The organism is Alishewanella aestuarii B11 (assembly GCF_000280055.1).
In the GTDB taxonomy this organism is placed as follows: domain Bacteria; phylum Pseudomonadota; class Gammaproteobacteria; order Enterobacterales; family Alteromonadaceae; genus Alishewanella; species Alishewanella aestuarii.
Genome location: NZ_ALAB01000037.1, coordinates 1 through 26,226 on the forward strand (window position 1 = coordinate 1; position 26,226 = coordinate 26,226).

At 51.6% G+C, this 26,226-nt stretch carries 20 protein-coding genes; 10 read left to right on the plus strand and 10 right to left on the minus strand.

What is annotated here, in order from left to right; translation table 11 throughout:
• Window positions 1–461: 461 nt before the first annotated feature.
• The 3 genes from AEST_RS13755 to AEST_RS13760 all read right to left on the minus strand — a co-directional run bounded on the left by AEST_RS13755 (window position 462) and on the right by AEST_RS13760 (window position 2,490).
• Window positions 462–785, minus strand: a complete 324-nt coding sequence (locus AEST_RS13755; RefSeq protein ID WP_008609758.1) for a hypothetical protein — start codon at window positions 783–785, stop codon at window positions 462–464.
• Window positions 786–910: 125 nt separating this feature from the next.
• Window positions 911–1,141 (minus strand): zinc ribbon domain-containing protein, encoded by a 231-nt coding sequence (locus tag AEST_RS17600; RefSeq protein WP_169313980.1) that lies wholly within the window; start codon window positions 1,139–1,141, stop codon window positions 911–913.
• Between the two features lie 491 nt (window positions 1,142–1,632).
• Window positions 1,633–2,490, minus strand: a complete 858-nt coding sequence (locus AEST_RS13760) for a DMT family transporter (protein WP_338009706.1) — start codon at window positions 2,488–2,490, stop codon at window positions 1,633–1,635.
• A gap of 327 nt (window positions 2,491–2,817) precedes the next feature.
• Here AEST_RS13760 and AEST_RS13765 point away from each other — a divergent pair, with 327 nt between their 5' ends.
• Both AEST_RS13765 and AEST_RS13770 read left to right on the plus strand, forming a co-directional pair.
• Window positions 2,818–3,450, plus strand: a complete 633-nt coding sequence (locus AEST_RS13765) for a nucleotidyltransferase domain-containing protein (protein ID WP_202948023.1) — start codon at window positions 2,818–2,820, stop codon at window positions 3,448–3,450.
• Window positions 3,407–3,841: a hypothetical protein gene (locus AEST_RS13770; protein ID WP_008609762.1), complete on the plus strand. Its 435-nt coding sequence runs from the start codon at window positions 3,407–3,409 to the stop codon at window positions 3,839–3,841. The genes AEST_RS13765 and AEST_RS13770 overlap by 44 nt, the downstream gene beginning before the upstream one ends.
• A gap of 121 nt (window positions 3,842–3,962) precedes the next feature.
• Here the strand turns inward: AEST_RS13770 and ppc are convergent, their stop codons facing one another.
• Both ppc and AEST_RS13780 read right to left on the minus strand, forming a co-directional pair.
• A complete protein-coding gene (ppc, locus tag AEST_RS13775) occupies window positions 3,963–6,593 on the minus strand; it encodes a phosphoenolpyruvate carboxylase (RefSeq protein ID WP_008609763.1) in 2,631 nt (876 codons plus the stop codon).
• A gap of 174 nt (window positions 6,594–6,767) precedes the next feature.
• A complete protein-coding gene (locus AEST_RS13780) occupies window positions 6,768–9,620 on the minus strand; it encodes a TonB-dependent receptor plug domain-containing protein (protein ID WP_008609764.1) in 2,853 nt (950 codons plus the stop codon).
• Window positions 9,621–9,982: 362 nt separating this feature from the next.
• On the opposite strand from AEST_RS13780, the gene AEST_RS13785 reads away from it, so the two are divergent.
• Both AEST_RS13785 and AEST_RS13790 read left to right on the plus strand, forming a co-directional pair.
• Window positions 9,983–10,711 (plus strand): LytR/AlgR family response regulator transcription factor, encoded by a 729-nt coding sequence (locus tag AEST_RS13785; protein ID WP_008609765.1) that lies wholly within the window; start codon window positions 9,983–9,985, stop codon window positions 10,709–10,711.
• Window positions 10,712–10,799: 88 nt separating this feature from the next.
• Complete coding sequence (locus AEST_RS13790; protein ID WP_008609766.1) at window positions 10,800–11,510, plus strand: VC0807 family protein; 711 nt, start codon at window positions 10,800–10,802, stop codon at window positions 11,508–11,510.
• Here AEST_RS13790 and AEST_RS13795 read toward each other — a convergent pair.
• The gene (locus tag AEST_RS13795) at window positions 11,507–12,346 is read right to left on the minus strand and encodes an ion transporter (RefSeq protein WP_238534608.1); all 840 of its coding nucleotides are present in this window, start codon (window positions 12,344–12,346) and stop codon (window positions 11,507–11,509) included. The genes AEST_RS13790 and AEST_RS13795 overlap by 4 nt on opposite strands.
• A gap of 147 nt (window positions 12,347–12,493) precedes the next feature.
• Between AEST_RS13795 and AEST_RS13800 the strand changes: the two genes are divergently transcribed.
• Both AEST_RS13800 and AEST_RS13805 read left to right on the plus strand, forming a co-directional pair.
• Window positions 12,494–13,318, plus strand: a complete 825-nt coding sequence (locus tag AEST_RS13800; protein ID WP_008609769.1) for a hypothetical protein — start codon at window positions 12,494–12,496, stop codon at window positions 13,316–13,318.
• Between the two features lie 131 nt (window positions 13,319–13,449).
• Window positions 13,450–14,817 (plus strand): IS4 family transposase, encoded by a 1,368-nt coding sequence (locus tag AEST_RS13805; protein WP_008608766.1) that lies wholly within the window; start codon window positions 13,450–13,452, stop codon window positions 14,815–14,817.
• 47 nt (window positions 14,818–14,864) lie between these two features.
• On the opposite strand, the gene AEST_RS13810 is transcribed toward AEST_RS13805, so the two are convergent.
• Window positions 14,865–17,723, minus strand: coding sequence for a TonB-dependent receptor domain-containing protein (locus AEST_RS13810; protein ID WP_008609770.1), 2,859 nt, complete (start codon window positions 17,721–17,723; stop codon window positions 14,865–14,867).
• A 259-nt stretch (window positions 17,724–17,982) separates the two neighbouring features.
• On the minus strand, window positions 17,983–19,155 hold the full coding sequence (locus tag AEST_RS13815) for a cystathionine beta-lyase (RefSeq protein ID WP_008609771.1): 1,173 nt from the start codon (window positions 19,153–19,155) through the stop codon (window positions 17,983–17,985).
• Between the two features lie 181 nt (window positions 19,156–19,336).
• On the opposite strand from AEST_RS13815, the gene AEST_RS13820 reads away from it, so the two are divergent.
• Entirely contained in the window at window positions 19,337–21,835 is a 2,499-nt protein-coding gene (locus AEST_RS13820; protein WP_008609772.1) for a TonB-dependent receptor plug domain-containing protein, read from the plus strand.
• A 91-nt stretch (window positions 21,836–21,926) separates the two neighbouring features.
• On the opposite strand, the gene AEST_RS13825 is transcribed toward AEST_RS13820, so the two are convergent.
• Entirely contained in the window at window positions 21,927–22,697 is a 771-nt protein-coding gene (locus AEST_RS13825; protein WP_008609773.1) for an EAL domain-containing protein, read from the minus strand.
• Between the two features lie 90 nt (window positions 22,698–22,787).
• Entirely contained in the window at window positions 22,788–23,432 is a 645-nt protein-coding gene (locus tag AEST_RS13830) for a class II aldolase/adducin family protein (protein ID WP_008609774.1), read from the minus strand.
• Between the two features lie 152 nt (window positions 23,433–23,584).
• Here AEST_RS13830 and ubiD point away from each other — a divergent pair, with 152 nt between their 5' ends.
• From ubiD to fre, 3 genes are read left to right on the plus strand one after another with little or no spacing between them, the layout of a single operon-like run.
• Window positions 23,585–25,069, plus strand: a complete 1,485-nt coding sequence (gene ubiD / locus AEST_RS13835) for a 4-hydroxy-3-polyprenylbenzoate decarboxylase (protein ID WP_008609775.1) — start codon at window positions 23,585–23,587, stop codon at window positions 25,067–25,069.
• Window positions 25,066–25,344, plus strand: coding sequence for a 2Fe-2S iron-sulfur cluster-binding protein (locus tag AEST_RS13840; protein WP_008609776.1), 279 nt, complete (start codon window positions 25,066–25,068; stop codon window positions 25,342–25,344). The genes ubiD and AEST_RS13840 overlap by 4 nt, the downstream gene beginning before the upstream one ends.
• 25 nt (window positions 25,345–25,369) lie before the next feature.
• Entirely contained in the window at window positions 25,370–26,077 is a 708-nt protein-coding gene (fre, locus tag AEST_RS13845; protein ID WP_008609777.1) for an NAD(P)H-flavin reductase, read from the plus strand.
• The last annotated feature ends 149 nt before the right edge of the window (window positions 26,078–26,226 follow it).

Here is a 26,226-nt window from a genome sequence, read left to right on the forward strand (position 1 = left end):
TTTGGCGACTGATCTGATCGCGCAAACCGCATTGAGTTCCCTTACCTGAGTGATCTACTATTTGGCACAGTTATTTAGTGAGTAAACTGAGGTGCAGGTTGCAAAAAACAAAATAATAATAACAAAAGAATATCCACCTAAATTACCATGGACGCCCTGAATGTTTTTAGCACTAAGTAAAAACGCCATTCCAGCTAAAGGTAAGCAAACCAACCCTGTAATACCACTATAGAATGCAGCTTTCTCTCTTGAACTCGAATAGTTTCGAAAGTAGTAAATCGCACAAACATTTATGCATACTGTTAGACACAATAACATCCTGATCATTTCTAACTCCCTTATATATCAAGCCGCCGTTAAATACTCAGCTCGCTAACTCACAGCACATAGGTGACAGCCGCGCGGCTTTTGCCGTCGCGACCAGCGCTTTTACAGGCGATAAAATTTTTGTGCATGACGGCTTATTCAAGGGCAGTAAAACCAAGATTTTTTACAGAACCCTCTTCTGTTTTTAGCTCGTGCCACATCACTAGAAATTTAAGCATCTCACCTTTTTTCTTTTGCACTAGTAAGTTATTCGCTGGAACGATAATTTTATTATCATTCCATGTCAGGATGTAATTTAGACTTCTGAAACCGTTATCTGTGATATCAATTACGTCCTCAATCACCGCGGTATAGCTTTGATGCTTGTTATAAATAACTCGTTCGTCACTTGCATAACTAGATACTGAAAAAGATAGTAAAAAAAGTACCAGCGTGTTCAAAATTAGAAATTTTTTCATTGGTTAGATCCTTCTTGGTGTGTATCGCCCGAGCACAGCGGCACGAACAATGTAAATGTCCTACGCCACAGCCGCCAACCGCGGCGAATTGTTAGCTCAACTTGTAGCGTCTTGATAGCTAATCATCATAGCCTACTCCATTCCTTCGAGCCTGGGAGAGCATCAAGCGCCTTGTGGCTAGCAAAGAACCGCGTTAGTCCGCAGTCTCTGCACACAACTACGGTGAACTTGGCACTCGAAAAAAAGGAGCCCAAGTCCGGAAGATAATTAGGTGCATAGCCCCCACCAGACGAAATATCTTTGCTAGCGTATAAATTGGAGTGTCCGCACTCCGGGCAAGTTGAATATTTACGCACTATGGTTCCTTACTGACACAACGCTTATTCGACTGAAAGATCCGTATTTAAATACGGACTGCTCCGTATTTGTAAACTTAATGTAGAAACACTACATTGCTTTTTTAAAACATACAACAGCTTATAGGTACAGCCTACCTTTGCTTTACGGGCAGATTAATTCGCCCAACAAACTGAAATTTGGCTCTTTCCACTTCAGGCGCGATCCCCTCTTTCTTCGCCAAGCCATTACTTCAGTATCACATCAATGGTCTTTAACCCACTATCGCAGATTGCGACTCCGGTACGGCGAGCATACCGGAGTCGGGATTGGGTGCTATTAGGGGGAGCGGTTTAGATTCAGGTACAGGGCGTTTTTTTCGCTGAAGTATTAATTGAGTATCTGACCAAAGGTGTTTTGCCCACTATCGCAGTTGACGACTCCGGTACGCATGCATACCGGAGTCGGGCCGCAGGAGTCGGGCAGTGTCTCAGGCTGTTTGGTGGGAGCTTTAGGTTTGTTCAGGATTGGGATGCTTGGCAGCTTGCGTGGGCTCAGTATTTGCTGCCAGCGGCGCTAATTGCTGCCCGACTTTTGTTAGTGCCTGCGCCACCACTTTAGCCGGCTTATGCCGCAGTGCCAGCATCAGTCCGGTTAGCATAATAAGCAGCACGCCGGCGCCCTGCAACAGACTTAACTGCTCGGCAAACAGCAACCAACCGGCCAGAATAACGGTTACCGGCTCCAGATAAGCCAGGGTAGCGTACACCCGGGTCGGTAAATGCTGTAAGGCGACAATGGCGCAGTAGATCGCCAGAAAGCCGGGGAAAATACCGGCCAACGCAATCCAGAGCAGGCTGTCACTGGTTGGCGGCGCCATACCGCCTAAAAATGGCAATACGCAGCAGGCGCCAATCAGTAGCTGATAAAAGGTACGTTGTAACTGCGAGTGGCCAGGCTGCGGCCGGCGGTTTAACAGCAAAAAGCCACTGTAGGCCAGCAGTGATAACAGGCCAAACAGTAAGCCGGGCAACTGTGCGGCATCCAGCACCAGTTGAAACTGGAACTGCTGTAGCATGGCAAAACCTAAAAAAGATAAGGCAATCAGGCCGGTATCGGGTAAATCCAGCTTTTCCTGCAGCAGCCAGTGCGCGACGACGGCTGATAGCGGCGGTGCCAGATACACCAGCATTATCGCATTGGCCAGGCTGATATACTGAATGGCACTAAGAAAGCACAGCATAAAGCTGGCAGCAGTACGCCATTTAGCGCAATGCGCCAGTCGGGTTTGGTTTTTAGTAGCGCCAGCCGGCCGCTGGCCAGTAATAACAGCAATAGGCAGAGTGCGCCCACCGCCAAACGATAAAATGTCAGCTCAGCGGCGGCCAGGCCACTTAGTCTGGCAATCACCCCGCTACTGGCCATCGCTACTGCCGACACCAGCGCCAGCAGCATATAAAACCCCATGGCTTACCTCAAATAACAAAACCGGCCTACTGTGTGGCGAGTATGCCGGTTTTAGAATGGGTTTTCGAGCACCCTGAGTGCTTGGTACGCGTTAAAACTCTCAGATCTCTTACCTTTTGGCATTTACGTGAGCAGGCAAAAAGATCTGCCCGCAAGCAAGTGCTGTTCGTAGCTCACTAAAGATTGCGCATTGATAAATGAAGCAAAAAAAGCTACGATTGTAGCTTAATTGACTTCATTTGGTGGTGCTATGTCTACCCTTGCCTCTTTGTTGTTTAAAGAATATCGCCGTCAGGTGCTGGGCTTGCTGCTTTTGCACCCAGAGCAAGGCTATCACGTTCGGGAAATCGCTCGTTTAACTGGTACTCAAGCAGGCACCTTGCACAAAGAACTGGCAAAGCTGGCTGAGGCCGGTATTTTGCGAAAGACCCAGCAAGGCAACCAAACCTATTATCAGGCCAATAATGACTGTATTGTTTTTGAAGAGCTGGCCAGCATTATGCGCAAAACCAGCGGCTTGACTGAGGTGTTGCAAGTGGCGCTACAGCCTTTGTGTTCGAAGCTGAGCTTCGCAGCCGTGTATGGCTCCGTTGCCAGCGGTAAAGCCCATACCGGAAGTGATGTCGACGTGTTGCTGGTAGGTGATGTTACGTATGCAGACGCAATTAAAAACCTGTATCCGGCGCAGCAGCAGCTAGGCCGTGAAATTAATCCTAAACTCTACTCACCTGAGGAATGGCACACAGCCGTTGCTGCACAATCCGGTTTTGTCAGGCAGCTTTTGGCCAGCCCCATGCTAATACTATATGGAGATATGAATGACATTAGACAATCTGATAGGGAAACTGCTGGAGCGTATTGAGCCAGATCAGTACGCGATTCAACGTCTGGTTGAGGCGGCACAACGCAATATTAGAGATGCCCAACTGGAAGGACTTAGCAATGAAACCCGCTTTGATACCGGCTACAAAGCCATTATGCAATTGGCCAATGCAGCACTGCAGGCATCTGGCTTTCGCACCTTAACCAGCAAGCCAGGCCACCATCAAACGTTGATCCAATCCCTGGTGAAAACTATTGGTATAGAGACAGACCGCATGATTGTGCTTGATGCCCTGCGTAAGCAACGCAACGTGACAGATTACTCCGGTGATTTAGTCGAAGACGCTGCAGTAAAAGAATGCTTAGAACAAGCGCAAGACCTTTTAGTTTTAACCATTGCCTGGCTAAAAACCCATAGCAGCGGTAGTTAAACACAACAACCCGCCGAAATTAGAGTCTGAGACGCTATCCGAGCTATGGCGGGTTGACCGGGCTCCCGCTGCCAGTTTTGCCGTTTCGAGCAACGCTTTGAAGCCCGGCTTTATGAGACTATTAGCCAGAGTTCCGCATGCCGGCAGCGATACCGGCAATGGTGACCATCAGCGCGCGGTTGCTTTGTGCGGTTAAATCATCCGGTGCCTGGCGAGCGCGCTTTAACAGCTCCACCTGCAGGATATGCAATGGATCGACATAGGTATTGCGCAGCATAATCGACTCGCGGATCCAGCTTTCTTTTGCCATCAGCGTATCGCTGTGAATTAACTGCAGTAATAGCTGGCGATCGGCTGCCAGTTGCTGCCGCAGTTGTTCGCCCAACGGTTGCAGGGCGGCCGGCACCAGCACCTTGTCATAGTAGGCCGCTATCTCAGCATCGGCTTTTAAGAATACCATTTCCAGCATCGACAGCCGGGTAGCAAAAAACGGCCACTGCTGCTGCATTTCATCCAACAGCGCGCTGTGGCCAGCGTCGACCGCTTTGGCCAGTGCACTGCCGGCACCGAGCCAGGCGGGCAGCATTAAACGGTTTTGCGACCAGGCGAAAATCCAGGGGATAGCCCTTAAACTCTCGACACCACCGGTCGGGTTACGTTTTGCCGGCCGGCTGCCCAGTGGCAATTTACCCAGCTCCTGCTCCGGCGTGGCGGCACGGAAATAAGGCACAAATTCCGGATTATGCCGCACGACCGCACGATAGGCGTCGCAGGAGTCGCTGGCCAGCGTGCTCATAAGCTGGCGCCAGCTGGCTTTGGGTACCGGCGGCGGCAATAACAGCCCTTCCAGTACCGCACTGGCATACAGCGCCAGGCTGCGCACCGCTAATTGTGGCAAGCCGAATTTAAAACGGATCATCTCGCCCTGCTCGGTCACCCGCAAACCGCCGACTAACGAACCCGGCGGCTGCGATAAGATCGCCGCATGCGCCGGGCCACCACCACGGCCAATGGTACCGCCGCGGCCATGGAATAAAGTCAGTTTCACACCATAATCACGGCTCAACTGAACCAAGGCTTCCTGCGCGCTATATTGCGCCCAGGCCGCGGCCAGCACGCCGGCATCTTTGGCTGAGTCAGAGTAACCAATCATCACTTCCTGGCGGCCATTAATATAGCCACGGTACCAGTCGATGCTAAGCAGCTGCTGCATACAGTCCGGTGCGTTTTGCAAATCACTCAGGGTTTCAAACAAGGGCGCTACCGGCATTGGGAAACTGATACCGGCTTCTTTTAACAATAGTTGCACCGCCAGCACATCTGACGGCTTACCAGCCATCGAAATCACATAGGTACTTAAGGCTTCACTGCCATGGCGCGCTACGATATCGCAGGTATCCAGTACTTCCTGTACTTCAGCCGATGGCTGCCATTGCTTCGGGAACAGCGGTCTTTTGTTTGGCAGTTCGCGCAGTAAAAAGGCCTGACGGTCGGCTTCGCTCCAGGCAGCATAATCGCCCAGCCCCAGATAACGCGTTAATTCTGAAAACACCTGAGCATGGCGGCCGGCATCCTGGCGGATATCCAGTTTTAGCAGCGTTAAACCAAAGGCATAGCCGCGGCGCAGCGTGTCAGTGAGCCGGCCCTGGGCAATGCGGGTCATGCCGCTTTGCTGCAGTGACTGATAGCACAGCAGCAAGGGCTCTAGCAGCTGCTGATTATGCCAAATCAGATCGGCCGGGCGCTGCAGCCGGTCATGTTTTAAGGCTTCGGTTAACCAGTCGCGGGTATAAATCAGTTGCTGGCGTAACTTATTTAACACGGCGCGATATGGCTCGGATGCCTGTTCACTGGCGGCTTGCAGCTCTGCCGAGGCCTGGTTCATCGACAGTTCGGTCGACAGCAAGTCTAAATCTTTAATAAATAAATCTGCCGCCTTCCAGCGGCTTAGTAATAGCACCTGACGGGTTACCTTGGCAGTAACGAAAGGATTACCGTCACGGTCGCCACCCATCCAGGACGAAAAGCGCACCGGCGCTGCGTCCAGCGGTAAACCTTCGCCCAGTGCGCGTTGTAAATCGGTATCCAGCTCGCGCAAAAAATCCGGCACCGCCTGCCAGAGTGAGCTTTCAATTACAGCAAAACCGGATTTTGCTTCATCTACCGGCGTTGGCCGCTGTTCGCGGATTTCATTGGTATGCCAGGCCTGGCTAATCAGTTCGGTGAGCCTGAGCTCGGTTTGCTGGCGCTGCCACGGCGTTTGCGGCTGTTCCAGCGCGGCCAGACAGCCGGCAATTTCGGTAAGCTTGTGGATCAGGGTGCGACGCGCTACCTCGGTCGGGTGCGCGGTTAACACCAGCTCAATCGACAAATCATGCAGCGCCTGGCGGATATCGGCTTTGGCGATGGCCTGCTGTTGTAAGCGTTGAAACAGTTCGGTTAAGGGTTCCGGCTTTTCAATACTGCTACGCCCGGCGGCGCTGATACTAAATTGCTGTTCGGCCAGATTAGCCAGATTCAGAAACTGCGCAAAGGCGCGGGCCACCGGCAGTAACTCATCATCCGACAGTGCCGTCAGCACCTGCCGTAGCTGTTCCGCCTGCTGATTATCACCTTGCCGCGCTGCCTTAGACAGCTGACGGATTTGCTCCACCCGTTGTAACACTGCATCACCCAGATGCTGACGCAGCGTTTCACCCAGCTCGGTACCCAGTAACCCGACATTGGCTCTGAGAGCCGCATATTGATCCATAACCGTGCTCCACTACTTATTGATAAAATACACCCTAACGCGTTCTGCTTTGGTACTCAACTATGATGTGTTTCAGGCGCAGCAACATTTAGCCCGCGTTTTTCAGGCATAAAAAAACCAGCGCCCCCAGGGAGGAAGGCGCCGGTTTTGGCCAAAAAAGGGCTTTGTTAACGCTTAGAAGTCGTACTTCAGACCCGCGGTAATACGGCGGCCAATAACTTCAAAGGCAGCACCATCGTCATAAACACCTGGTTGACGCGGTGGGTTGCGGTCAAACATATTCAACATACCGGTACGCAGCTGCAGCTTAGGGCTGACATTGTAACGGGTCGTTAAATCAAAGGTGGTGTACGAAGGTACATCGTTGTAGTTGTTGACGTTTGGCGACCAGGTATTCGACAGTACTGTGGCTGAACGGTGCGTCATGGTCAGCGCAGCCGAGAAGTCAGCATAGGTATAGTCGGTGGTCCAGCGATGTTTCCATTTCGGTCTTAATACCTCACCGGTATTAATTACCTGATCATCCGGCCGGCCGGTAGAATTGTACATCCGCTCCTGCAGATAGGTACTGATTAAACGGAAACCAAAATCACCGACGGCGGTAGCCAGACGGTAGTTCGCCTCGATATCAAAACCTGAAGTCCGGCTAACTGCAGAGTTAACTGGCTTCTCGAAGTAGTTAACGATCTCAAAAGTTTGCGGATCACGCTCAATCAGCGGGCAATACGGGTTGTCCAGCGAGTCGGCCTGGTAACACAGTGTCACCAGCGAGGTACCGGTAAAGCTGTTGATCATATCGCTGATATCAAACTTCCAGTAATCAACGGTCAGGCTGAAATTGTCGATAAAGGCCGGGGTATACACAAAGCCCACGGTAATATCTTTTGCCACTTCGTTTTTCAGCTCAGTGTTACCAACGATAAAGCCCGGACGGGTAGAACTAAACCATTCTGCTGAAGGTTCAAAGCTAGTCGGAATGCCCTGGGCCGCACAGTTCGCCCGGATATTATCCGCGTACTTCTCTGGCAGCGCATTAGCGCGGCTGGATGCACACCAGTCGGTGATCGAGCGGAAGGTTTGACCCGGCGGGTTATACAGTTCACCGATATTAGGCGCCCGAACTGACTTAGAACGGTTCACCCGCACCCGCAGTTCATCGTTTACCGCCCAGTTGAGGCCGATTTTCCAGGCATTATCGGTACCGGAAGTGGAGTAGTCCATCCAGCGGAAGGCAGTTTCTAACGTCAGCATATCAGCAAACGGCAGATCAGCCAGCAGCGGTACTGACAGCTCGGCGGCCATTTCTTTCACATCAAAATCACCGGCTAACGGCGCCGACTGGTTGTTAAATAATAAGCCATCACGCATTGCCGGATCCGGCAGGGTATCGGCCTTTTCTTTACGGTATTCGGCTGTTAAGGCACCGGCCACACCACCGGCAGGCACTTCAAACAGCTCACCACTTACAGAGGCTCCAACCACATGCTGCTGAATAGACGAGCGGCGCAGCGCGTCGGTGCTCACCCAGTTGTAGGCATCCTGGTTATAAATGCCGCGACCAAAGATATCTAACGGCAGACAGCCATTAGCACGGGCCGCTGCGCTGCGACAAACAATCTGGCCGTCCAGTTCGATGGCATCAACCGCATCGTAGAAACGCTGCTCAAACATCTCACCATACCACTCGGTATCGGCCTGCACATGGCCTGAAGTGGCATAAACATCATAGGAATAGTCGCCAACAAAGCCTTCCAGTCCCAGCGCGATCCGCGCCAGCGTTCTGTCCTGGCTGTAGCGACGGTTGCCGAAATCAGAGGCCAGATAGCCCATCGATACCCGGCCATCCGGGAAGTTGCTATTGGCCGTGCTACGGATCAGATCACGAGCCGCCTGCGGTAACAGCGCATTATCACCCAGTACGCCAAAGCTCAGGAACGCCGGTGAGCTTTCGCCGTAGGCATCGGTTTTTGAGTAGGTAAATTCCGCAGTAAAGGCATGATTATCGTTAATATCGTACTTCATGCTGCTGAACAGGTTGATCCGATCCAGCGGCGTACGTAAAAACTGGTTCTCGGCAAATACATAACCTTCACCGCCGAGGTAGTCGACCCGGCCATTCGGGTTAGGTGGTAATGGCTGACCCAGCGCCATTTCTTTTAACTCGCCGCTATCGGTAAAGTTATAACGCTTACCGCCCACCACAAAGGTACCGGTTTTATCATAGGCGGCCAGTACCTGGCGGCCTAACAAGCCTTCGAACACCGCATTGGGTTCGTTGCGGGCATCAAAATCGACCGCCCCTACCCGCGGGTTGCGGATCACGATTGGTGCATCACGCAGATAATCCCGATCCATATAGCTGATTTGCTTTTGCCGTGCCCAGCTCAGGTTGGTAATAAAGGATGCCCGGCCCGACTCTGAACCAAAGGTAATAGAGGCGTATTCTTCCTCACCCCCGCTTTGCGTTGGTTGGGTGGTCGATACGTCCAACGTAATGCCGTCATAGGATTTTTTGGTAATGATGTTCACTACCCCGGCAATCGCATCAGAACCATAGACCGCAGAAGCACCACCGGTGGTGATTTCAACCCGCTCGACCACGGCCGTAGGAATATTGTTTAAATCTACTGCTGAGCTGCCCGGTGCGCCCGAGACAAAACGGCGACCATTTACCAGCACCAGGGTACGGCTGGAGCCCAGGCCGCGCAGGTCAGTATTGTTTAAACCGCTGGCAAAGACAGTATTATTTGAAGTTTCCGGCGATAAACCAACCAGGGTATTCGGCAACTTGTGCAGTAAGTCCCCCACGTTCACCACGCCAGCCGAAACCAGTGAGTCTCCGGTAATAACGGTAATTGGTGTCGGCGCCAGCTCACCAATACGTTTAATTCTTGAACCTGTGACTTCAATCCGCTCCACCAGGGCGGTTTCTTCCTGTGCCACGGCGACAGTACTAAAGCCGGCAATGGCCACTGGCGCAGCCAGCATCGCCAGGCGCACAGCTGTATTTATTATGGATTTTTGCATAACGCTCCCTCTGGACCCCGGCCAGTTAGCTGACCAGGTTGTTATTAGACATTTTTAATGGTGTTACACCGCTTGTAGCCCGCGCGAAGCTAATGGCCACAGTGTTGAGGGTCCAGCGAAAAGACACCGGGATGGAGAGCGCCGGGATAAGCGGGACTAAAAGCGGGACAAGATCCCGCGCAAGCTGCGCCACGCCTTACATCAGCGCGGGCTTATACAAAAAAGTAACAATGCTACCAGCTAACATATTTTCGGGACAAAACTGATACATTCAAGAATGTATCTTTATTACACTTAATGCATTGTTAATACGGTCAGCACCGGCAAGCTGCCGGCCATGCCGACCCTAAAGCGAACCGAGTATGAAACTAAGCTGTTTAATCGTGGATGATGAACCTCTGGCCCGGGCCGGGATCCGTCATTTACTGGAGCAACAAGCGCAATTTGTGATTAGTGCCGAAGCGGATAATGGTGCCGATGCCCTGAAACTGGCACAGTTACATCAGCCGGATATCATTATTCTGGATGTGGAGCTGCCACTGCTGGACGGCCTGACGGTATTGCAGCAATTGCGGCATCAGTCGGCGGTGATCCTGTGTAGCGCCTCTGCCGATTACGCAGTACAAGCCTTTGAGCTGAGCGCTGTTGATTTTTTGCTAAAACCCTTTAACGCCGGGCGCTTCCAGCAGGCGCTGCTCAAAGCCTGCCATAGAATAATTGGTAGTCTTTCACAAAACGGCAACGAGGCAACGCCACGCTATGCTGAGCGCCTGACTATCCGTGATCCGGGCCGGCTACGTTTGGTTGAGGTTACAGATATTCGCTGGATCCAAAGTGCCGGTAACTATGTTGAAATTGCCGTGTACTCCCAGCCTAAAATGTATTTACTGCGCGAGAGTATGGCTTCGCTACAACAAAAACTGGATCCGGCGTTATTTGCCCGGGTACACCGCCGTTATCTGGTGCGCAAGCAGGAAATAACCGAACTCAGACCCGGTGAAAAAGGCGACGCCAGCCTGGTACTAAAGTGTGGTAGCGTCCTGCCGCTATCTCGCCGTTACCGGGAGCAACTGGCCGCGATCTTTAGTTAGCTGCCTTGCTGTCTGGCCCTGACCTTGCTGCATCGGCGCAGCTTTTAAGGTTATACTGGCGGCAGTAATCTGTTTCGGAGTTGTTGTGATGCAAAATTCCTCTGCGGCCAAGCCCGCGAAAAAAGGCGGCGGCCTGCTACCCAATCTGCTGATTAACGTGGCCATTCCGGCGATTATCTTAAGTAAATTCTCCGGCGAGCAGCATCTGGGGCCGGTATGGGGTTTAGTGGTCGCGCTGGCGTTTCCGGTGTTGTATGGCCTCTGGGATCTGAAACAGGCCGGCAAGGTGAATTTTTTCTCGGTGCTGGGGGTGATCAGTGTGCTGCTGACCGGCGGTATCGCGCTGTTGCAACTGGACGCCAGCTATATTGCGATTAAAGAGGCGGCCATTCCCGGCGCCATTGGTCTGGCGGTGTTAATCAGCCAGTATACGCCCTACCCGCTGGTGCAAAAGTTTATCCTGAACGGCGAGATCCTCGACACCGACAAGCTGTATCAGGCACTGGCAGAGCGGCAAAACACGGTATTATTTGAGCGCAAACTGGCGCAGGCCGGCTATCTGGTCGCCGCTTCGTTTTTCCTGTCATCGGCGCTGAATTATATTCTGGCCAAGGTGATCCTGGTCAGTCCGCCGGGCACCACCGCCTTTAATGAAGAGCTGGGCAGAATGACCTGGCTAAGTTACCCGGTGATTGTCCTGCCCAGTATGCTGGTGCTGTTTTTTGCCATCTGGTTTATTTTCAGCAGTATCAGCAAGCTAACCGGCCGCGAGCTGGATAGCTTTTTAAACCAGCCTTAATCAACCTTGTTATTTGGCGGCAGCTGCGCCCGCAGCGCTGCCAGCTCGGCCTGCAGTTGTTGCATCTGGCTGACTAGGTCATGTTGCAACTGCTGTTTGGCATCAATTTCTTCTTTATGCTCCTCGTCATGCATGCTTTGCACGGCGTTCACGATCACCGCAATAAACAGGTTTAACATGGTAAAGGTGGCAATCAGGATAAAGGGCACAAAAAACGCCCAGGCATAGGGGAATTGCTCCATTACCGGCCGTGAAATGCCCATCGACCAGCTCTCCAGCGTCATGATCTGGAACAGCGTATACAGGGTGCGGCCAATATTACCAAACCATTCCGGGAAGGCTTCGCCAAACAGCTTGGTTGCCATTACCGCGGCCACGTAATACACCAGCCCCAGTACCATGGCAATCGACAACATACCGTTTAACGACTGCACCAGTGCGCCAACGATTTTTTTCATCGAGGGTACAAAGGTCAGTACCCGCAATACCCGCAGTACCCGTAGCGCGCGCAGCACTGCAAAAGGCCCGCTGGCCGGTACCAGCGCTATCGCAACCACGGTGAAGTCGAACAGGCTCCAGGCATCTTTAAAAAAGGCGCCGCGATAGGCAAAGATACGCAGTGCAATCTCCAGCACAAATACCGCCAGGATCCATTTATCCAACAGCATCAAAGGCCCGCCGGCCTGCGCCATCACAGTCGGTACTGTCTCTAACCCCAGAATAACGGCGTTAAGCAGAATTAAACTTAATAAGGTGCGCTGCACCCAGTTTTTTTCCAGCCAGCTTGCTACCTGTTGCTGTAAAGTCAAACTCACCGTGCCCGTCATCTCTGTCATAATTCCTCCCGGCTTTGTTGGGCGCTATTGTAGAAGAACGCGCTAAGAGATCAATCGCTATTGGCGTGAGTATTGGATGAGGTGTAATCGGATGGTACAAGCGGTATTTTGCTGCTAAATTACTGCCACTGAGAAAAGGAATTTCATATGACTTATAGCAAGGCTCTGCTTTTGATTGTCTTTGTGCTACTTGGTTTTGCCGGATATCTCGTGCTCACACCCAAGCCAGCGCCACAGCGTGTGCTGCCGCCAGAGCAACAGCTCGTTGCAGCAAGCAGTAGTGACGCGCCTTTGTCCCGCATGCAAACGGTTGCGTCCGCAGAACAATATAGTGTCGATGAGCTACCACTAGTGAGTCCGGTAGAAGGTGATTTACTGGATAACCTGCATCAATTACTTTTTGGGTTACTTAGCACAGCTGAGTTACAGCAGTCATCCATCCTCAGTGAGCAAGGCTACCCAGGTGTTGAGGAGCTCAGATTCGCCGCCAATTACAATGCTTTAGACTTTGCGAGCTGGCTGTTTAATCAACATAATCAGCAAATTATCGCGCCTCATTCAGGAACAGAATTAAATGCGTCAGCCCTAAGAGTACTGAGTTTTGTTAAAGCCGTGACTGATGCAGAACAGGCTATACGCTACCAGCAGCCAGATTTTAGTTTCAACGCAGCGAATCCTTACTCTCAAGCCTTATTAATTGAAGATCAACAAGTCAGGGATGCGCTGACAGCCCTGGTGTTTGCCTCAGCGATACTAGGCGAGGAGCTGGGGCTTGAAGCGCTGGCCCGGGCCCGCTTTCATATTGTAATTGCTAATTGGAATAACGAAGACTTAGCTCAAGACACAAAGTTTCTGCGCTACTTTGCAATAGCCGCAAAACAACTACCGCTGTTGGCCATCGATAGCTATGTCGAAACGCACTACCCTGAGCGATATGCCGAGTACTTAGAATATAAAAACAGCGTTAAATAATTAGACAACAAAAAACCCGGCACTGAGGCCTGTCTCTTATACACAAATCCCCCGGTTTTTACTGGGGGATTTTTTGAACTCTCCGCACGCTTTCCGATCAGATCTTTCACTTAATCTAAAGGTGAATACTGATGAACAATGCACAATGGGCAAAAAGTACTTTTGGTCAGGCCGACTTAGGGGATCCCCGCCGAACCACACGTCTGGTAAAGTTAGCGGAAACCTTAGCAAACGATCCAGGAAAGCCATTCGTGTCTATTACACAATCCCCCGCCGATATGGAAGGCGCTTATCGTTTTATCCGTAATGAGCACGTCAATGCTGACGCGATAGCAAAAGCAGGCTATCTGGTCACAGCAGCGCAAGCCGCCAAACATAATTTATTACTGGCTTTAGAGGATACCACTGCCATCACTTACAGCCATCGTTCCGTGCGAGATGAGCTTGGTCATGTCAATCAAGGAAATAACTATCGGGGCATACTTGCGCACAGCGTTTTGTTATTCGCTCCTGAGCAACAAGAGCTTGTTGGATTAATTGAACAATCCCGCTGGACACGGGATATCAGCACGCGCGGAAAGAAACATGTGCGAACACAAACACCTTATGAAGAGAAAGAAAGCTTCAAGTGGCAGTCTGCTTCGGTCAATCTATCGGCACGATTAGGCACTAAAATGGCCGATGTGATATCCGTCTGCGACCGCGAAGCTGATATCTATGAGTACTTGCAGTATAAGCTCTCAAAGCAACATCGCTTCGTGGTTCGTTCCATGCAGAGTCGCCATATTGAGCAGTCTGAACAGAAGCTCTACGACTATGCTGCAGGTCTTGAAAGCGCCGGACAAAAGCAAATCCATATAGCGCAAAAAGGTGGACGTAAAGCACGTACAGCAACAGTAGACATTGTCTTTGCGCCAGTCACGTTGCAAGTGCCGGCAAATAAGCGTGGCGAATCACTATCGCTTTATTATGTCGGGTGCGAAGAGCGAGCCGATGACAAAAACGCGTTAAATTGGCATTTGCTGACTACCGAACCAGTCCAGAGCAAAGCAGATGCACTGAACATCATCCGTTATTACGAGCATCGCTGGTTAGTAGAAGAATATCACAAAGCCTGGAAAACGGATGGTACAGATATTGAGAATGCCCGCTTACAAAGTAAAGATAACATTGAGCGGCTTGTGACCATCAGCGCCTTTATTGCTGTAAGAATAGTGCAGCTGAAGTTTGCGCGCGAACAACCAGACGAGATAAGTTGTGAACAGGTGCTGTCGCCAAAAGCCTGGAAATTGTTATGGATAAAACGGGTCAGCAGGACCTTACCTGACACCGTCCCCTCGATGAAGTGGGCTTATACCGAGCTTGCAAAGCTCGGTGGGTGGAAAGATACAAAACAAACCGGCAAGGCCTCGGTCAAGGTATTGTGGCAAGGATGGTTCAAACTACAAACCATCCTTGAAGGTTATGACCTAGCAAAGTCTCTTGAGGCTGACTTGTGATCAAGAGACAGGCACTGAGGCCGGGTTGGATGCGTTAACCGCTTCGCTTAGAACGCGTAAGAGAAGCTGGTGTAGAAGAAACGGCCGATATTATTGTACAGACCGGTTTCTGCGGTAGTGCCTAAAGCCACACCGGGCAGATCGCGGTTAAACAGGTTATCAACACCGAATGCCAGTTTAACGCCGCTGGCGAAGTCGTAACCCAGGCGGATATCGGTTACGAAGTAACTACCATAACTCATAATATCGCTTGGATCCGGGTTCAGCGCCAGTGACTGGCTGGTGAACAGCGATACCGCATCGATATAGCGGGTTTTAAAGCCAGCTGTCCAGGCATCGTAACGGTAGTTCACGCTCAGGTTAGCTTGCCAGGTCGCGTCACCGGCAACACCGGCGTTTTCAATATATTCGTTCGGGAAGTTCTGGAACGAATAGGTTTTACGCGATTCCAGCCAGGTACCAATTAACTTGGTATTAAAGCGACCGCCCAGGGCGTCAAAATCATAACCAAATTCAAAATCGATACCGCTGGCCGTTTGTGCCGCCACGTTCTGTACTACTGAGGTAATTAAGCGCAGTGTCTGGGTTTGCGGGTTACGCTGTACCAGATTACAGAACTGCATATTCGGGCCACTGGCCGAATCGACACAGCGGTTCAGAATATTTTGGGCAGAAATAGAGGCGATAGCGTCATTGATTTCAATCGACCAGTAGTCAACGGTCATGCTAAAGCCGCGGATAAAATCTGGCTGGTAAACAAAACCAACAGTGTAACTATCTGATTTTTCAGCACGCAGATCCGGGTTGCCGCCGTTTAAACCTTCAACTGTCGCTGCAGGGTTGTTCAGCTGGAAGTCCGGGGCAATACCAATGGCCGCACAGTTGTTTACCCGCGTCTGACTCTGGCGCTCGGTGGTAGCGCACGGATCTGTTACCCGGAAGAAGGTTTGGTTTTGCGGGCCAAACAGTTCGCTGATATTCGGTGCCCGCAGCGCTTCAGAGTAAGTGGCACGGATCCGGAACTCGCCGTTCAGGCTCCAGTCCAGACCGGTTTTCCAGCTGGTGGCATCACCGATGGTGCTGTAATTGGCGTAACGCACCGCAGCATCAAATACCAGATCCTGGATCAGGGGCAGATCAGAGAGCAATGGTACTGACACTTCGGTAAAGGCTTCTTTCACATCGAACTCACCGCGCATATATTGCAGTGAATTCAGGAAAGTAGCGCCGGTAGCGGCAAAGCGATCCGGTACAGATTCACTTTCTTCTTTACGGTATTCAACACCGGCTGAGAAGCCGACCATACCGGCAGGTAATTCGAACAGACCACTGTTGTTAACGCTGGCATTCGCCACTTGCTGGCGGATGGTGCTGTGGCTGTAAGAGGTGGTATTAAACCAGTTACGGGCCGCATCATTAATGGCGTTGTCACCAAACAGGCTGGTTGGTGCACAGCCGTTGGCGCGGGCAGTGGCGTCACGACACACAATACGACCATTAGCATCAACTACGGCATCAACTGACTGGGCGAAGTTAGTGCGGATCAGGTTGTTATAGTTAACCTGCTCCAGCTTGGTTTCGCCGTGGGTAACATAGGCTTCAAAACCCCAGTCTGCCGACAGCTCACCCTGCGCACCCGCAACAAAGCGTGATGTAGTACGGGTATTTTGTTCAAAGCGACGGCCAGCATCTTTCTGGAAGCGGTGAATACGGATTGAATCCAGGTTATTGGCGTCCATCAGCGCTGCCATGCTGTCATCCAGGTAGGCGTTATCGCGCATAATGCGGATCGCTGAGCCATATTCAAAGAATGATGGCTGACCTTCGTTACTGCCTTTGCTGCGTACATATTTGCCTTCGGCAAACAGGTTGATGCTGTCGGTCAGGTCAAAATTGGCTTTCATATTCAGGTTCTGGCGGTTAAAGCTTGGCTGCAGATCCTGATACTGCCGCAGATCTAAAAATTCACAATTGCTGCAGTGTTCAATATTGCCATAGGTGGTACCCAGGTTCTGCAGGCGCACGCTGCCGTCCTGGTTAAAGATGTACCAGTCACCATTTAACTTAAAATTACCGGCCGTTGAGCTGTCATACCAACCGGCATTAGCAACGGTGATCCGATCCGGAATACCATCGTGAATAAAGACGCCGTTGCTATCACGACCATCACGGTCAGCCGGGTTAGCGACAGCCATATAAGAGGTGCGGGTTTGCCGGCGGTCAGTGGCGTTCATCCCTTCCTGACCAGAAAACTCAGCAGCTACTGCAAAGTTACCACGGCCCGCAGCGAAGTCGGTACCAAAGGATAATAAGGCTTTATGGTTATCGTACGGGTTATCCTGAGCAAAACCACGGCTTAGCACCAGATCGAAACCCTGAATATCTTTTTTCAGTTTAAAGTTTACTACGCCGGTTACCGCGTCGGCACCATATACAGCTGAGGCACCACCGGTAATAATTTCCACCGAGTCTAACCAGGCAGTAGGAATGCTGTTGGTATCGACCGCAGCACTGCCGGCACTGCTGGCGACATGGCGACGGCCATCAACCAGCACCAGCGTACGGGAAGCGCCCATACCGCGTAAATCCAGTAAGCTTAAGCCGGCAGTACCGATAAAACGGCCTGCGTTAGCCAGTGAATAAGTGGCAGCCAGTGACGGTAATTCTTTTAACACTTCACCAATATTCATGGCGCCGGTTTCCACCAGATCACGACCGGAAATCACCGTTACCGGTGACGGGGCTATAGCGCCTTCACGCAGAATGCGCGAACCGGTAACCTGAATGCGCTCGGTTGCCGCCTGCGGGCTTTCTTCTGCCACAACCCACTGTGGACTGGCTGCAGCAACGGCAGCGGCCACCACACTTAAACGCAAAGAATTCACTTTGGATAACGATACAGACATGCTTGCTCCTGAATAAAACAGCCAGTGGCTGATACAACTCAGCAGTACCAGTGCCGGCACTGCTGCAGAGGGCGCGCATTGTAGGGAATTGTGGTGAAATCGCCAGCAAAAACTGCCTGAAAAATACCGATCGGTGAGTATTTATGCAGTTCCTGAATAAGAAAAAACCAAGCTGCTGGCTTTTAGAGCAGATTTAGAATGAGCTAATGCAGGCCAGCCTCAGCCAGCGCCAGCCGCAGAATCGCATAGTTATGCAATGCTATATGGCCGCATGAAAGCGCTGAAAAGCCGCCTGCAAATCGTCGATTAAATCCTCTGGATCTTCCAGGCCGATATGCAGCCGGATCAAGGGCCCGCTATAGGGCCAGTGGCTGGCCTGGCGCAGCGTCTGCACATTGAGGGTTGCTGTGATCAGGCTTTCATAGCCGCCCCAGGAAAAGCCCATTTTAAAATGCTGCATTCCTTCGATAAAGGCTTCCACTTGTTTTAATGAGCCTTGGCTCAACACGAACGAAAACAAGCCATTGCTACCGCTAAAATCACGTTTAAATTGCTGATGACCTGGGTGATCGGCAAAGGCCGGATGCCGCACCGTCGCCACCTCGGGTCGCTGTGCCAACCACTGTGCTACCTGCAACGCATTTTGTTCATGCTGCTTTAACCGCACCCCTAAGGTGCGCAAGCCACGACTGGCAGCATAGACATCGTCGGCTGAAGCACAGTAGCCCATTAAATAGCTATGCTCGCGCAGTTGTGACCAATATTGCTCAGTGGCACTGGCGGTGCCAAGCATCACATCAGAGTGACCGATAATATACTTGGTCGCCGCCTGAATTGAGATATCCACGCCCAGTTCAAAGGGCTTACACAAAATCGGCGAGGCCCAGGTATTATCCAGTACCGTAATGATTTGACTCGCCCGCGCCACCGCACAAATTGCCGGTATATCCTGCACTTCCATGGTCAGCGAGCCAGGCGATTCCAGAAAGATCATCCGGGTATTGGGTTTAATCAATGCCGCAATACCGGCTCCGATCAGCGGGTCATAATAAGTAGTCTCAATCCCCAGCCCAGCTAGTAACTTATCGCACAGTGCCCGGGTCGGTTCATAGACACTGTCCACCATCAACAAGTGATCGCCCTGCTTTAAAAACGCCAGTAAAGCACCTGATACCGCCGCGGCACCACAGGGATAGAGTGCACAACCCGCGCCGCCCTCCAGTTCACACATGGCTTCCTGAAACGCAAAATGCGTTTGGGTGCCGCGCCGGCCATAATAGGGTACCCGGTTACCACGCTGCTTCGTCGCCTCACGCAATTCCTGCATGGTATCAAATACGATGGTTGAAGCGCGTACCAGTGGCGGGTTAACCGCACTGCCCGTCCATTGCTTACTACGACCGGCATGAATTAACTGGGTATTTTTTTTCATGTTGCAGCTCCAATTCGACCAAAGTGGCGTAGCAAAGACATCTGGAAGTCTGTACACTCTAAGATATGGCTATCCTAAGGCAAAATTTAGTTAACGTCACGCTATCTTTAATTGTGGTACTGGTTTGACACCAGGTTATTGAGGTTCTAGCTTTAATAAATATAACAAGGAGATAACACCTATGCATAGCTTCAAGCCCCATCCTCTTGCGTTAGCCGTGACGCTGGTGCTTTCCAGCCCACTCGCTCTGGCTCAACAAAGCAGCAATACTGAAACCGAAGAAAAGGCCGAACGTATTGAGCAAATCGTAGTAACCGGTACCCGCGTAGCGGGCCGTTCGGTATCAGATACGGCAGTGCCAATTGATGTTGTCAGCGCCGAAAGCCTGACCCGCGCCGGCTCCACTGAACTAAACCAGGTGCTGTCCACTGCTTTACCTTCATTTAACTTCCCACGTCCCGGCCTGGCTGACGGCACCGATACGGTGCGCCCGGCAACCTTACGTGGCTTAGGGCCAGACCAGTCTCTGGTATTAGTTAACTCCAAACGCCGGCATGCTGCAGCCCTGGTTAACGTTAATGGAACTGTGGGGCGTGGTTCATCGGCGGTGGATTTAAATACTATTCCAACCGCTGCTATCAATTCGGTTGAAGTCTTGCGTGACGGCGCCTCAGCCCAATATGGCTCAGATGCAATCGCCGGGGTACTCAACGTGCGGCTGCGCGAAGCCAGTGAAGGCGGTAACTTTACCAGCTCCTATGCCTGGCGCGATACCAGTTACACTGTACCCACTACCCCGGTAGTTGCCGGTGCCACCTGGAGCGCGCCCAGCACCCTTCGCCGCAGCCGGGTAGATGGAGAAACGCTGACGTTAAGCGGCTGGCGCGGCTTTGAACTGGGTAATAACGGCTATCTGACGGTATCGGCAGAATATAAAGAGGCAGAGCGCACTGAGCGCGGTGGCTGGGATCACCGCCAGCAATACAACAGAGTCAATGGCGAGTTTGATCCACGTGAAGCATTGGTCAATCGCTTTAATGCCTGGTATGGCGAGCCGGAACTGGACCAGTTCACCTTTTTCGCCAATGCCGGTAAAACCCTGGAAAATGGTAAGGTGTATGGCTGGCTGAGCTATCAGGATCGCGAAGCACGCTCTGCCGGTTTCTTCCGTACACCGAATGACGTGCGTAACGTACCGGAAATTCATCCGGATGGCTTCCTGCCAATTATTGCCCCTGATGTCACAGACGCCAGTGCGGCGGTCGGTTATGAGTTTGATGTCGGTGAATGGACAGTAGACAGCTCGCTGGTTTGGGGGCAAAACCGCATGGCCTTTACCATCGAGAATACGCTGAACCGCTCAATTGGCCCGTTAAGCAAAACCGAGTTTGATGCCGGTGGCTATCGTTATGGCCAGGCAGTATTTAACCTGTCAGGTGTACGCTCCTTTAATGTTGATGGTTTAGCCTCGCCGCTTAACCTGGCAACCGGTGTAGAAATGCGCCGTGAGCGTTACGGCATTTTCGCCGGTGAACCGGATTCCTGGCGTAATGGTGGCGTGCTGTTAAACGGTGCACCGACTGCTTCGGGTGCTCAGGTATTCCCGGGCTTCCGTCCCTCTAACGAAGTACGGGCGACCCGTCGCGCCATTGGCGTTTATGTCGATCTGGAAGCGAATCTGACCGACAATATGCTGGGCTCAGTAGCGGTAAGAGCCGAAGACTACTCCGACTTTGGCAGTAACGTGACCGGCAAGGCAGCACTGCGTTATGACTTTACCGATACCTTTGCCGTGCGGGGTTCAGTACAGAATGGTTTCCGTGCGCCTTCTCTGCAGCAACAGAACTTTACGGCTACCTCTACCAACTTTATCAACGGTATTCCGTTTGATATTACCACCTTCCCGGTGAATGATCCGGTAGCTCAGGCGCTGGGCGCTAAAGCCCTGGATGCAGAAGAGTCGGTAAACTACTCACTGGGTACCGTATTCCGTGTTGGACCAGTTTCAATCACTATCGATGGTTATCGTATCGATATTGATGATCGGATCGTGCTATCCGAAAACCTGACTCAGAATAATGTGCGTGAGTATCTGACTTCTCAGGGCTTTATCGGTATTGGTGGCGGCCGCTTCTTTATTAACGGCGTCGACACCGAGACCAAGGGTGTGGATGTGGTCATTAACTGGACCTTACCCACCGATAAGCTCGGCTTATTCGACTTCACTTTGGTAGGTAACTACAATGAAACCAAGGTGAAATCGGTGCCGGCGACCTCACAGCTTTCCGCACTGAATCCGGCGCCAACCCTGTTTGGTCGGGTGAATGTGCTGACCTTTGAGAAAGGTACACCGAAAGATAAAATTGGTGCCACGGTAAACTGGAGCTTTGATAGTTTAAGCGCGACCTTAAAGGCTACCCGCTATGGTGAGGTGTTAGCGCCGGGCACCACTGCAGCCACCGACTTTGTATTAACACCTAAAACACTGGTTGATCTGGAAGCTCGCTACGAGTTTAACGATAACTGGACGGTAGCCTTTGGCGCCGACAATATCTTTGACCAGTATCCGGATGCATTCCCAATCAATCTGAATACCACAGGCGCCACCTCGTTTTCGAACTACTCACCGTTTGGACGTTCTGGCCGCTTGTTCTATGGCCGAGTGGCGTATAATTTCTAATTTAAAGCTGTAAATGCTAAAGGCGCCGCAAGGCGCCTTTGTTTTTGCTGTTGGTGTAATGAGCTGCGACAGTTATAGCTAAGCTCAGTGCTTAAGCCAGACCGTTAATCTCAGCCAAAGTCGCAAGCTTTTCCAGCTCCGGTCGGGCAAAATAATAGCCCTGCAAATAACGAATACCGACAGAGGTCAGATAGTCCAACTCAGCACGGCTTTCAATGCCCTCAGCCAACACCTTGGTACCCTGCAGCTCGCACTGCTCTAGCGTACGCTCGACAATAAACTGCTTGGCCGGATTCTGCTCAATATTGCGGATCAGCTGCATATCCAATTTCAGAATATGCGGTTTTAACTCTATTAACCAATCCAGCGTGGCATAACCCGAGCCATAGTCGTCAATCGCGGTTTGAAAGCCGCGTTTGGCATAGCTTTGGAAAATTCGGTTTAAATGCGCCTTATCTGGAATTTGCTCGCCTTCGGTAACTTCAAAAATCAGTTTAGTGAGATCAAAGCCATAGGTGTCGGCGGCTTCAATGGTTGCCTTAATACAGGTTTCCGGGTTGTAAACCGCATTGGGCAAGAAATTGATATTCAAAAAGGTTTTGCAGCCCAATTTGGCCGCAGTTTCGATCGCTTTTACCCGGCACGCCTGGTCAAAATAGTATTTATTATCGTCGTTAATATGCTGAAATACCCAGCCGGCACCTTCGCCATTTGGCCCACGAACCAGCGCCTCATAAGCAATAATGGTTTTCTCATGCCAGTCTATGATTGGCTGAAACGCCATGCGGATCTGAAAGCCCAGATCCTGGCCACTCAGGCAGTCACTGCAGGTTTGTTGTTTAATATTTGCCGGAAACTGCATCTTATCAGGGTCTCTGCTGTCCGTTTTGATTAGTTTTACCAGAAAAAACTAACCGGCGCTTGTTTTTCAGGCAGTTTTTCGGCTGGCCGCTTAAATATTCGGCTCAGCACCCAAACGTAACGCCAGGGCATAATACTCGGCCAGCACCTGAAAGGCGGCGGCCGCCGTACTACCAAAGGTGACCACACCGTCTTCATGGCCGGCCATAGTAAAAATACGCTGCTGCACGACCGCGGTTTCCACAAATAGCCGGCCAACCTCTGTCGCCATGGCCACAGTACCATAAGGAATTTCGGCCCGGGTTTGTGGTAAATTCAGACGATCGGCATAGTGCCAGATCGCCGGGCAATGTGCATGGATCACAAAATGAATATTTTGCTCCAGTAAGTACAGCTGACCATGGGTCATAGCCTCGGAGGAAGGCTTACAGGGCCCGAGTGCCTCAATACGGTTAAGTTCAGGCTGACACTGGCTAACTAACGCATAGTCTGCCGCTGTTAACACCTTTTTACCACCGGTTTGGGTGCCACTGATAATAAACTGTGCCGACTGCCCCAGCCGTTGGCTGATATTACCAAAACCATAGTTGTCATAACGTGCCGGATGCTGACCCAGCATGCCCAGCTGCACGCAAAGGGTGCGCCAGGCATTGATTTCAGCAATGTTAACCGCCGGCGGCAGTGCCATCGGCTGATAACTTAACTGAAATTTTATAACCCCTTCCTGCTCCGCCATCGTATAACCCGCGTCACCTTATTTTCGACATTATAAAAGGCCGTGCTGGCTTACCCCAGCCGCATAGCAGGCCAAAACTGGCAGGAAATGACTGGCAATGTATAATACGGTCAGCTTTTGTCAGGCTGCGGCTGACAACATTAAGGGCAAAGATGAAATATAAAGATTTACGCGACTTTATTGCACAACTGGAGCAGCGCGGTGAACTGGTGCGGATCAGTCAACCGGTGGATCCGGTATTAGAGATGACCGAAATTGCCGATCGCACCCTGCGTGGAGAGGGTCCTGCGCTGCTGTTTGAAAAGCCGAAAGGCTTTAACACCCCGGTACTGGTTAATCTTTTCGGTACCCCAAAGCGGGTAGCGCTGGGTATGGGCCAGGAAGAGGTATCGGCGCTGCGCGAAGTTGGAAAACTCCTGGCATTTCTCAAAGAACCTGAGCCACCAAAAGGTTTAAAAGACGCCTTTAGTAAGCTGCCAATCTTTAAGCAAGTGCTGAATATGTCACCCAAGCAAGTAAAAAAAGCCGCTTGTCAGCAAGTGGTTCTGAGCGGTGACCAGGTGGATCTTACAAAGTTGCCGGTAATGACCTGTTGGCCCGGTGATGCTGCACCGCTGATCACCTGGGGTTTAACGGTCACTAAAGGCCCGCATAAAGAGCGGCAGAACCTTGGCATATACCGGCAGCAGGTACTGGGTAAAAACAAAGTGATTATGCGCTGGCTATCGCATCGCGGCGGTGCACTGGACTTTTTTGAATGGCAAAAAGCGCATCCGGGGCAGCGTTTTCCGGTAGCGGTGGCTTTAGGCGCTGATCCGGCAACCATTTTAGGTGCCGTGACACCGGTACCGGATACCTTATCGGAGTATGGCTTTGCCGGCTTACTGCGTGGCGATAATACCGAAGTGGTGAAATGCGTCAGTAACGATCTGCAGGTACCTGCCAGTGCCGAATTTGTGCTGGAGGGCTATATCGAGCCGGGTGAACTGGCGCCTGAGGGGCCTTATGGCGATCATACCGGCTACTACAATGAGGTTGATAACTTCCCGGTGTTTACCGTGACCCATATTACCCACCGTGAAGATCCGATCTACCACAGTACCTATACTGGCCGGCCACCAGACGAACCTGCCGTGCTGGGTGTGGCGCTAAACGAAGTCTTTGTGCCGATTTTACAAAAGCAATTTCCGGAAATTACCGATTTCTACCTGCCACCTGAAGGCTGCTCGTACCGGCTGGCGGTGGTGACGATGAAAAAGCAATATCCGGGACATGCGAAACGGGTAATGATGGGTGTTTGGTCCTTTCTACGCCAGTTTATGTATACCAAGTTTGTGATTGTTTGTGATGATGATATCAATGCCCGCGACTGGAAGGATGTAATCTGGGCGATGACCACCCGGATGGATCCGGCGCGGGATACCACGCTGGTGGAAAATACCCCTATTGATTATCTCGACTTTGCGTCACCGGTATCCGGTTTAGGTTCAAAAATGGGGATGGATGCCACCAATAAATGGCCAGGCGAAACTAACCGTGAGTGGGGCGAGCCTATCGTCATGGATCCGGCGATTAAACAGCGCATTGATGCCTTATGGCCGTCATTGGGTATCACTTTACCAGAGCAAAAAACATGAGCTATCAGGTACGGATCCTACCGGCAAAACTAACCTTTGAGGTCGCACAAGGTGAGAGTATCCTCGCCGCTGCCTTGCGGCAGGGTATCGATTTCCCGCACCGCTGCCGCCAGGGTGTCTGTACCAGTTGCGTGTGTAAATTGCGCAGTGGTAGTGTCAGTTACGCCGACCCTAACCCATTAACCGAAACCGATCGCCAGCAGCAATTTGTGTATTGCTGTCTGGCGACTGCAGACTCTGATTTAGAGCTGCACCACCCTTTTATCCGCGGCTAGCTGCCGCCTGAACCTTGAGAGCCCTATGAACGCTATTTCCTGTCAGGTTATTGCCATCGAAGCCCTAACACCGGTTATCAGCAAAGTGCTGCTAAAACCGGCGCAGACGACGGGCTTCGTTGCCGGCCAATATTTGCAGCTCTGCCTGACTGCCGATGATAAACGCCCGTTTTCTATTGCCAGTATCCCGGGACAAGACTACCTGGAGTTACATATCGGCGCGCCAGCGGGCGATAATTGGTCAAGTGCCGCCCTGCTGCATTTGCAACAGGCCTTTAATCAGGGGGCGGCGGTTCAGGTTGAGGTCGGTCTGGGCCATGCCGGCTGGCGTGAGCACAGTGAACGGCCAGTGATCCTGCTGGCCGGTGGTACCGGTTTCTCTTATGTGCATAGCATTGCAATGGCTTTAGCAGCCGCTAAGCAGGATAAACCGGTATTCTTATACTGGGGTGTGCGGCAGGAAGAAGCGCTGTACTATCAAACCGAGCTGCAGCAGTGGGCCGCCAGCAACGCCAAATACTCCTTTATTCCGGTCGTGCAGGAACCCAATGCTGCCTGGCAGGGCCGCAGCGGTCTGGTGCACGAGGCGATACTGCAGGATTTTGTCTCGCTGGAGGCCTACGATATTTACATCGCCGGCCCCTTTGCGATGGCAGGTGTGGCGCGGGAAGCTTTCACAGAGCAAGGCGCTCACCGAGAGCAAATGTTTGCCGACGCCTTTGCCTATATCTGAATTCTGACCAAAAACGGCGCCTGAGAGTTAAGCGATTTGGCGGCGCCCACTAGATTGGCAGCTTAAGCAGGCCTTTTAGAAACTTGACAAGCTGCAATTTCAGGTCAATAGTTGAAATAACATCTATTAACCGATCTTGATATGCAGCC

Bases quoted from the DNA above. Each gene is read 5' to 3' on its own strand.
- AEST_RS13815 (WP_008609771.1), bottom strand. From the start codon at position 19,155: ATGAAAAAAAATACCCAGTTAATTCATGCCGGTCGTAGTAAGCAATGG.
- AEST_RS13790 (WP_008609766.1), top strand. From the start codon at position 10,800: ATGCAAAATTCCTCTGCGGCCAAGCCCGCGAAAAAAGGCGGCGGCCTG.
- AEST_RS13785 (WP_008609765.1), top strand. From the start codon at position 9,983: ATGAAACTAAGCTGTTTAATCGTGGATGATGAACCTCTGGCCCGGGCC.
- fre (WP_008609777.1), top strand. From the start codon at position 25,370: ATGAACGCTATTTCCTGTCAGGTTATTGCCATCGAAGCCCTAACACCG.
- AEST_RS13840 (WP_008609776.1), top strand. From the start codon at position 25,066: ATGAGCTATCAGGTACGGATCCTACCGGCAAAACTAACCTTTGAGGTC.
- AEST_RS13825 (WP_008609773.1), bottom strand. From the start codon at position 22,697: ATGCAGTTTCCGGCAAATATTAAACAACAAACCTGCAGTGACTGCCTG.
- ppc (WP_008609763.1), bottom strand. From the start codon at position 6,593: ATGGATCAATATGCGGCTCTCAGAGCCAATGTCGGGTTACTGGGTACC.
- AEST_RS13800 (WP_008609769.1), top strand. From the start codon at position 12,494: ATGACTTATAGCAAGGCTCTGCTTTTGATTGTCTTTGTGCTACTTGGT.
- AEST_RS13820 (WP_008609772.1), top strand. From the start codon at position 19,337: ATGCATAGCTTCAAGCCCCATCCTCTTGCGTTAGCCGTGACGCTGGTG.
- AEST_RS13755 (WP_008609758.1), bottom strand. From the start codon at position 785: ATGAAAAAATTTCTAATTTTGAACACGCTGGTACTTTTTTTACTATCT.
- ubiD (WP_008609775.1), top strand. From the start codon at position 23,585: ATGAAATATAAAGATTTACGCGACTTTATTGCACAACTGGAGCAGCGC.
- AEST_RS13830 (WP_008609774.1), bottom strand. From the start codon at position 23,432: ATGGCGGAGCAGGAAGGGGTTATAAAATTTCAGTTAAGTTATCAGCCG.
- AEST_RS13770 (WP_008609762.1), top strand. From the start codon at position 3,407: ATGACATTAGACAATCTGATAGGGAAACTGCTGGAGCGTATTGAGCCA.
- AEST_RS13810 (WP_008609770.1), bottom strand. From the start codon at position 17,723: ATGTCTGTATCGTTATCCAAAGTGAATTCTTTGCGTTTAAGTGTGGTG.
- AEST_RS13805 (WP_008608766.1), top strand. From the start codon at position 13,450: ATGAACAATGCACAATGGGCAAAAAGTACTTTTGGTCAGGCCGACTTA.
- AEST_RS13780 (WP_008609764.1), bottom strand. From the start codon at position 9,620: ATGCAAAAATCCATAATAAATACAGCTGTGCGCCTGGCGATGCTGGCT.
- AEST_RS13795 (WP_238534608.1), bottom strand. From the start codon at position 12,346: ATGACAGAGATGACGGGCACGGTGAGTTTGACTTTACAGCAACAGGTA.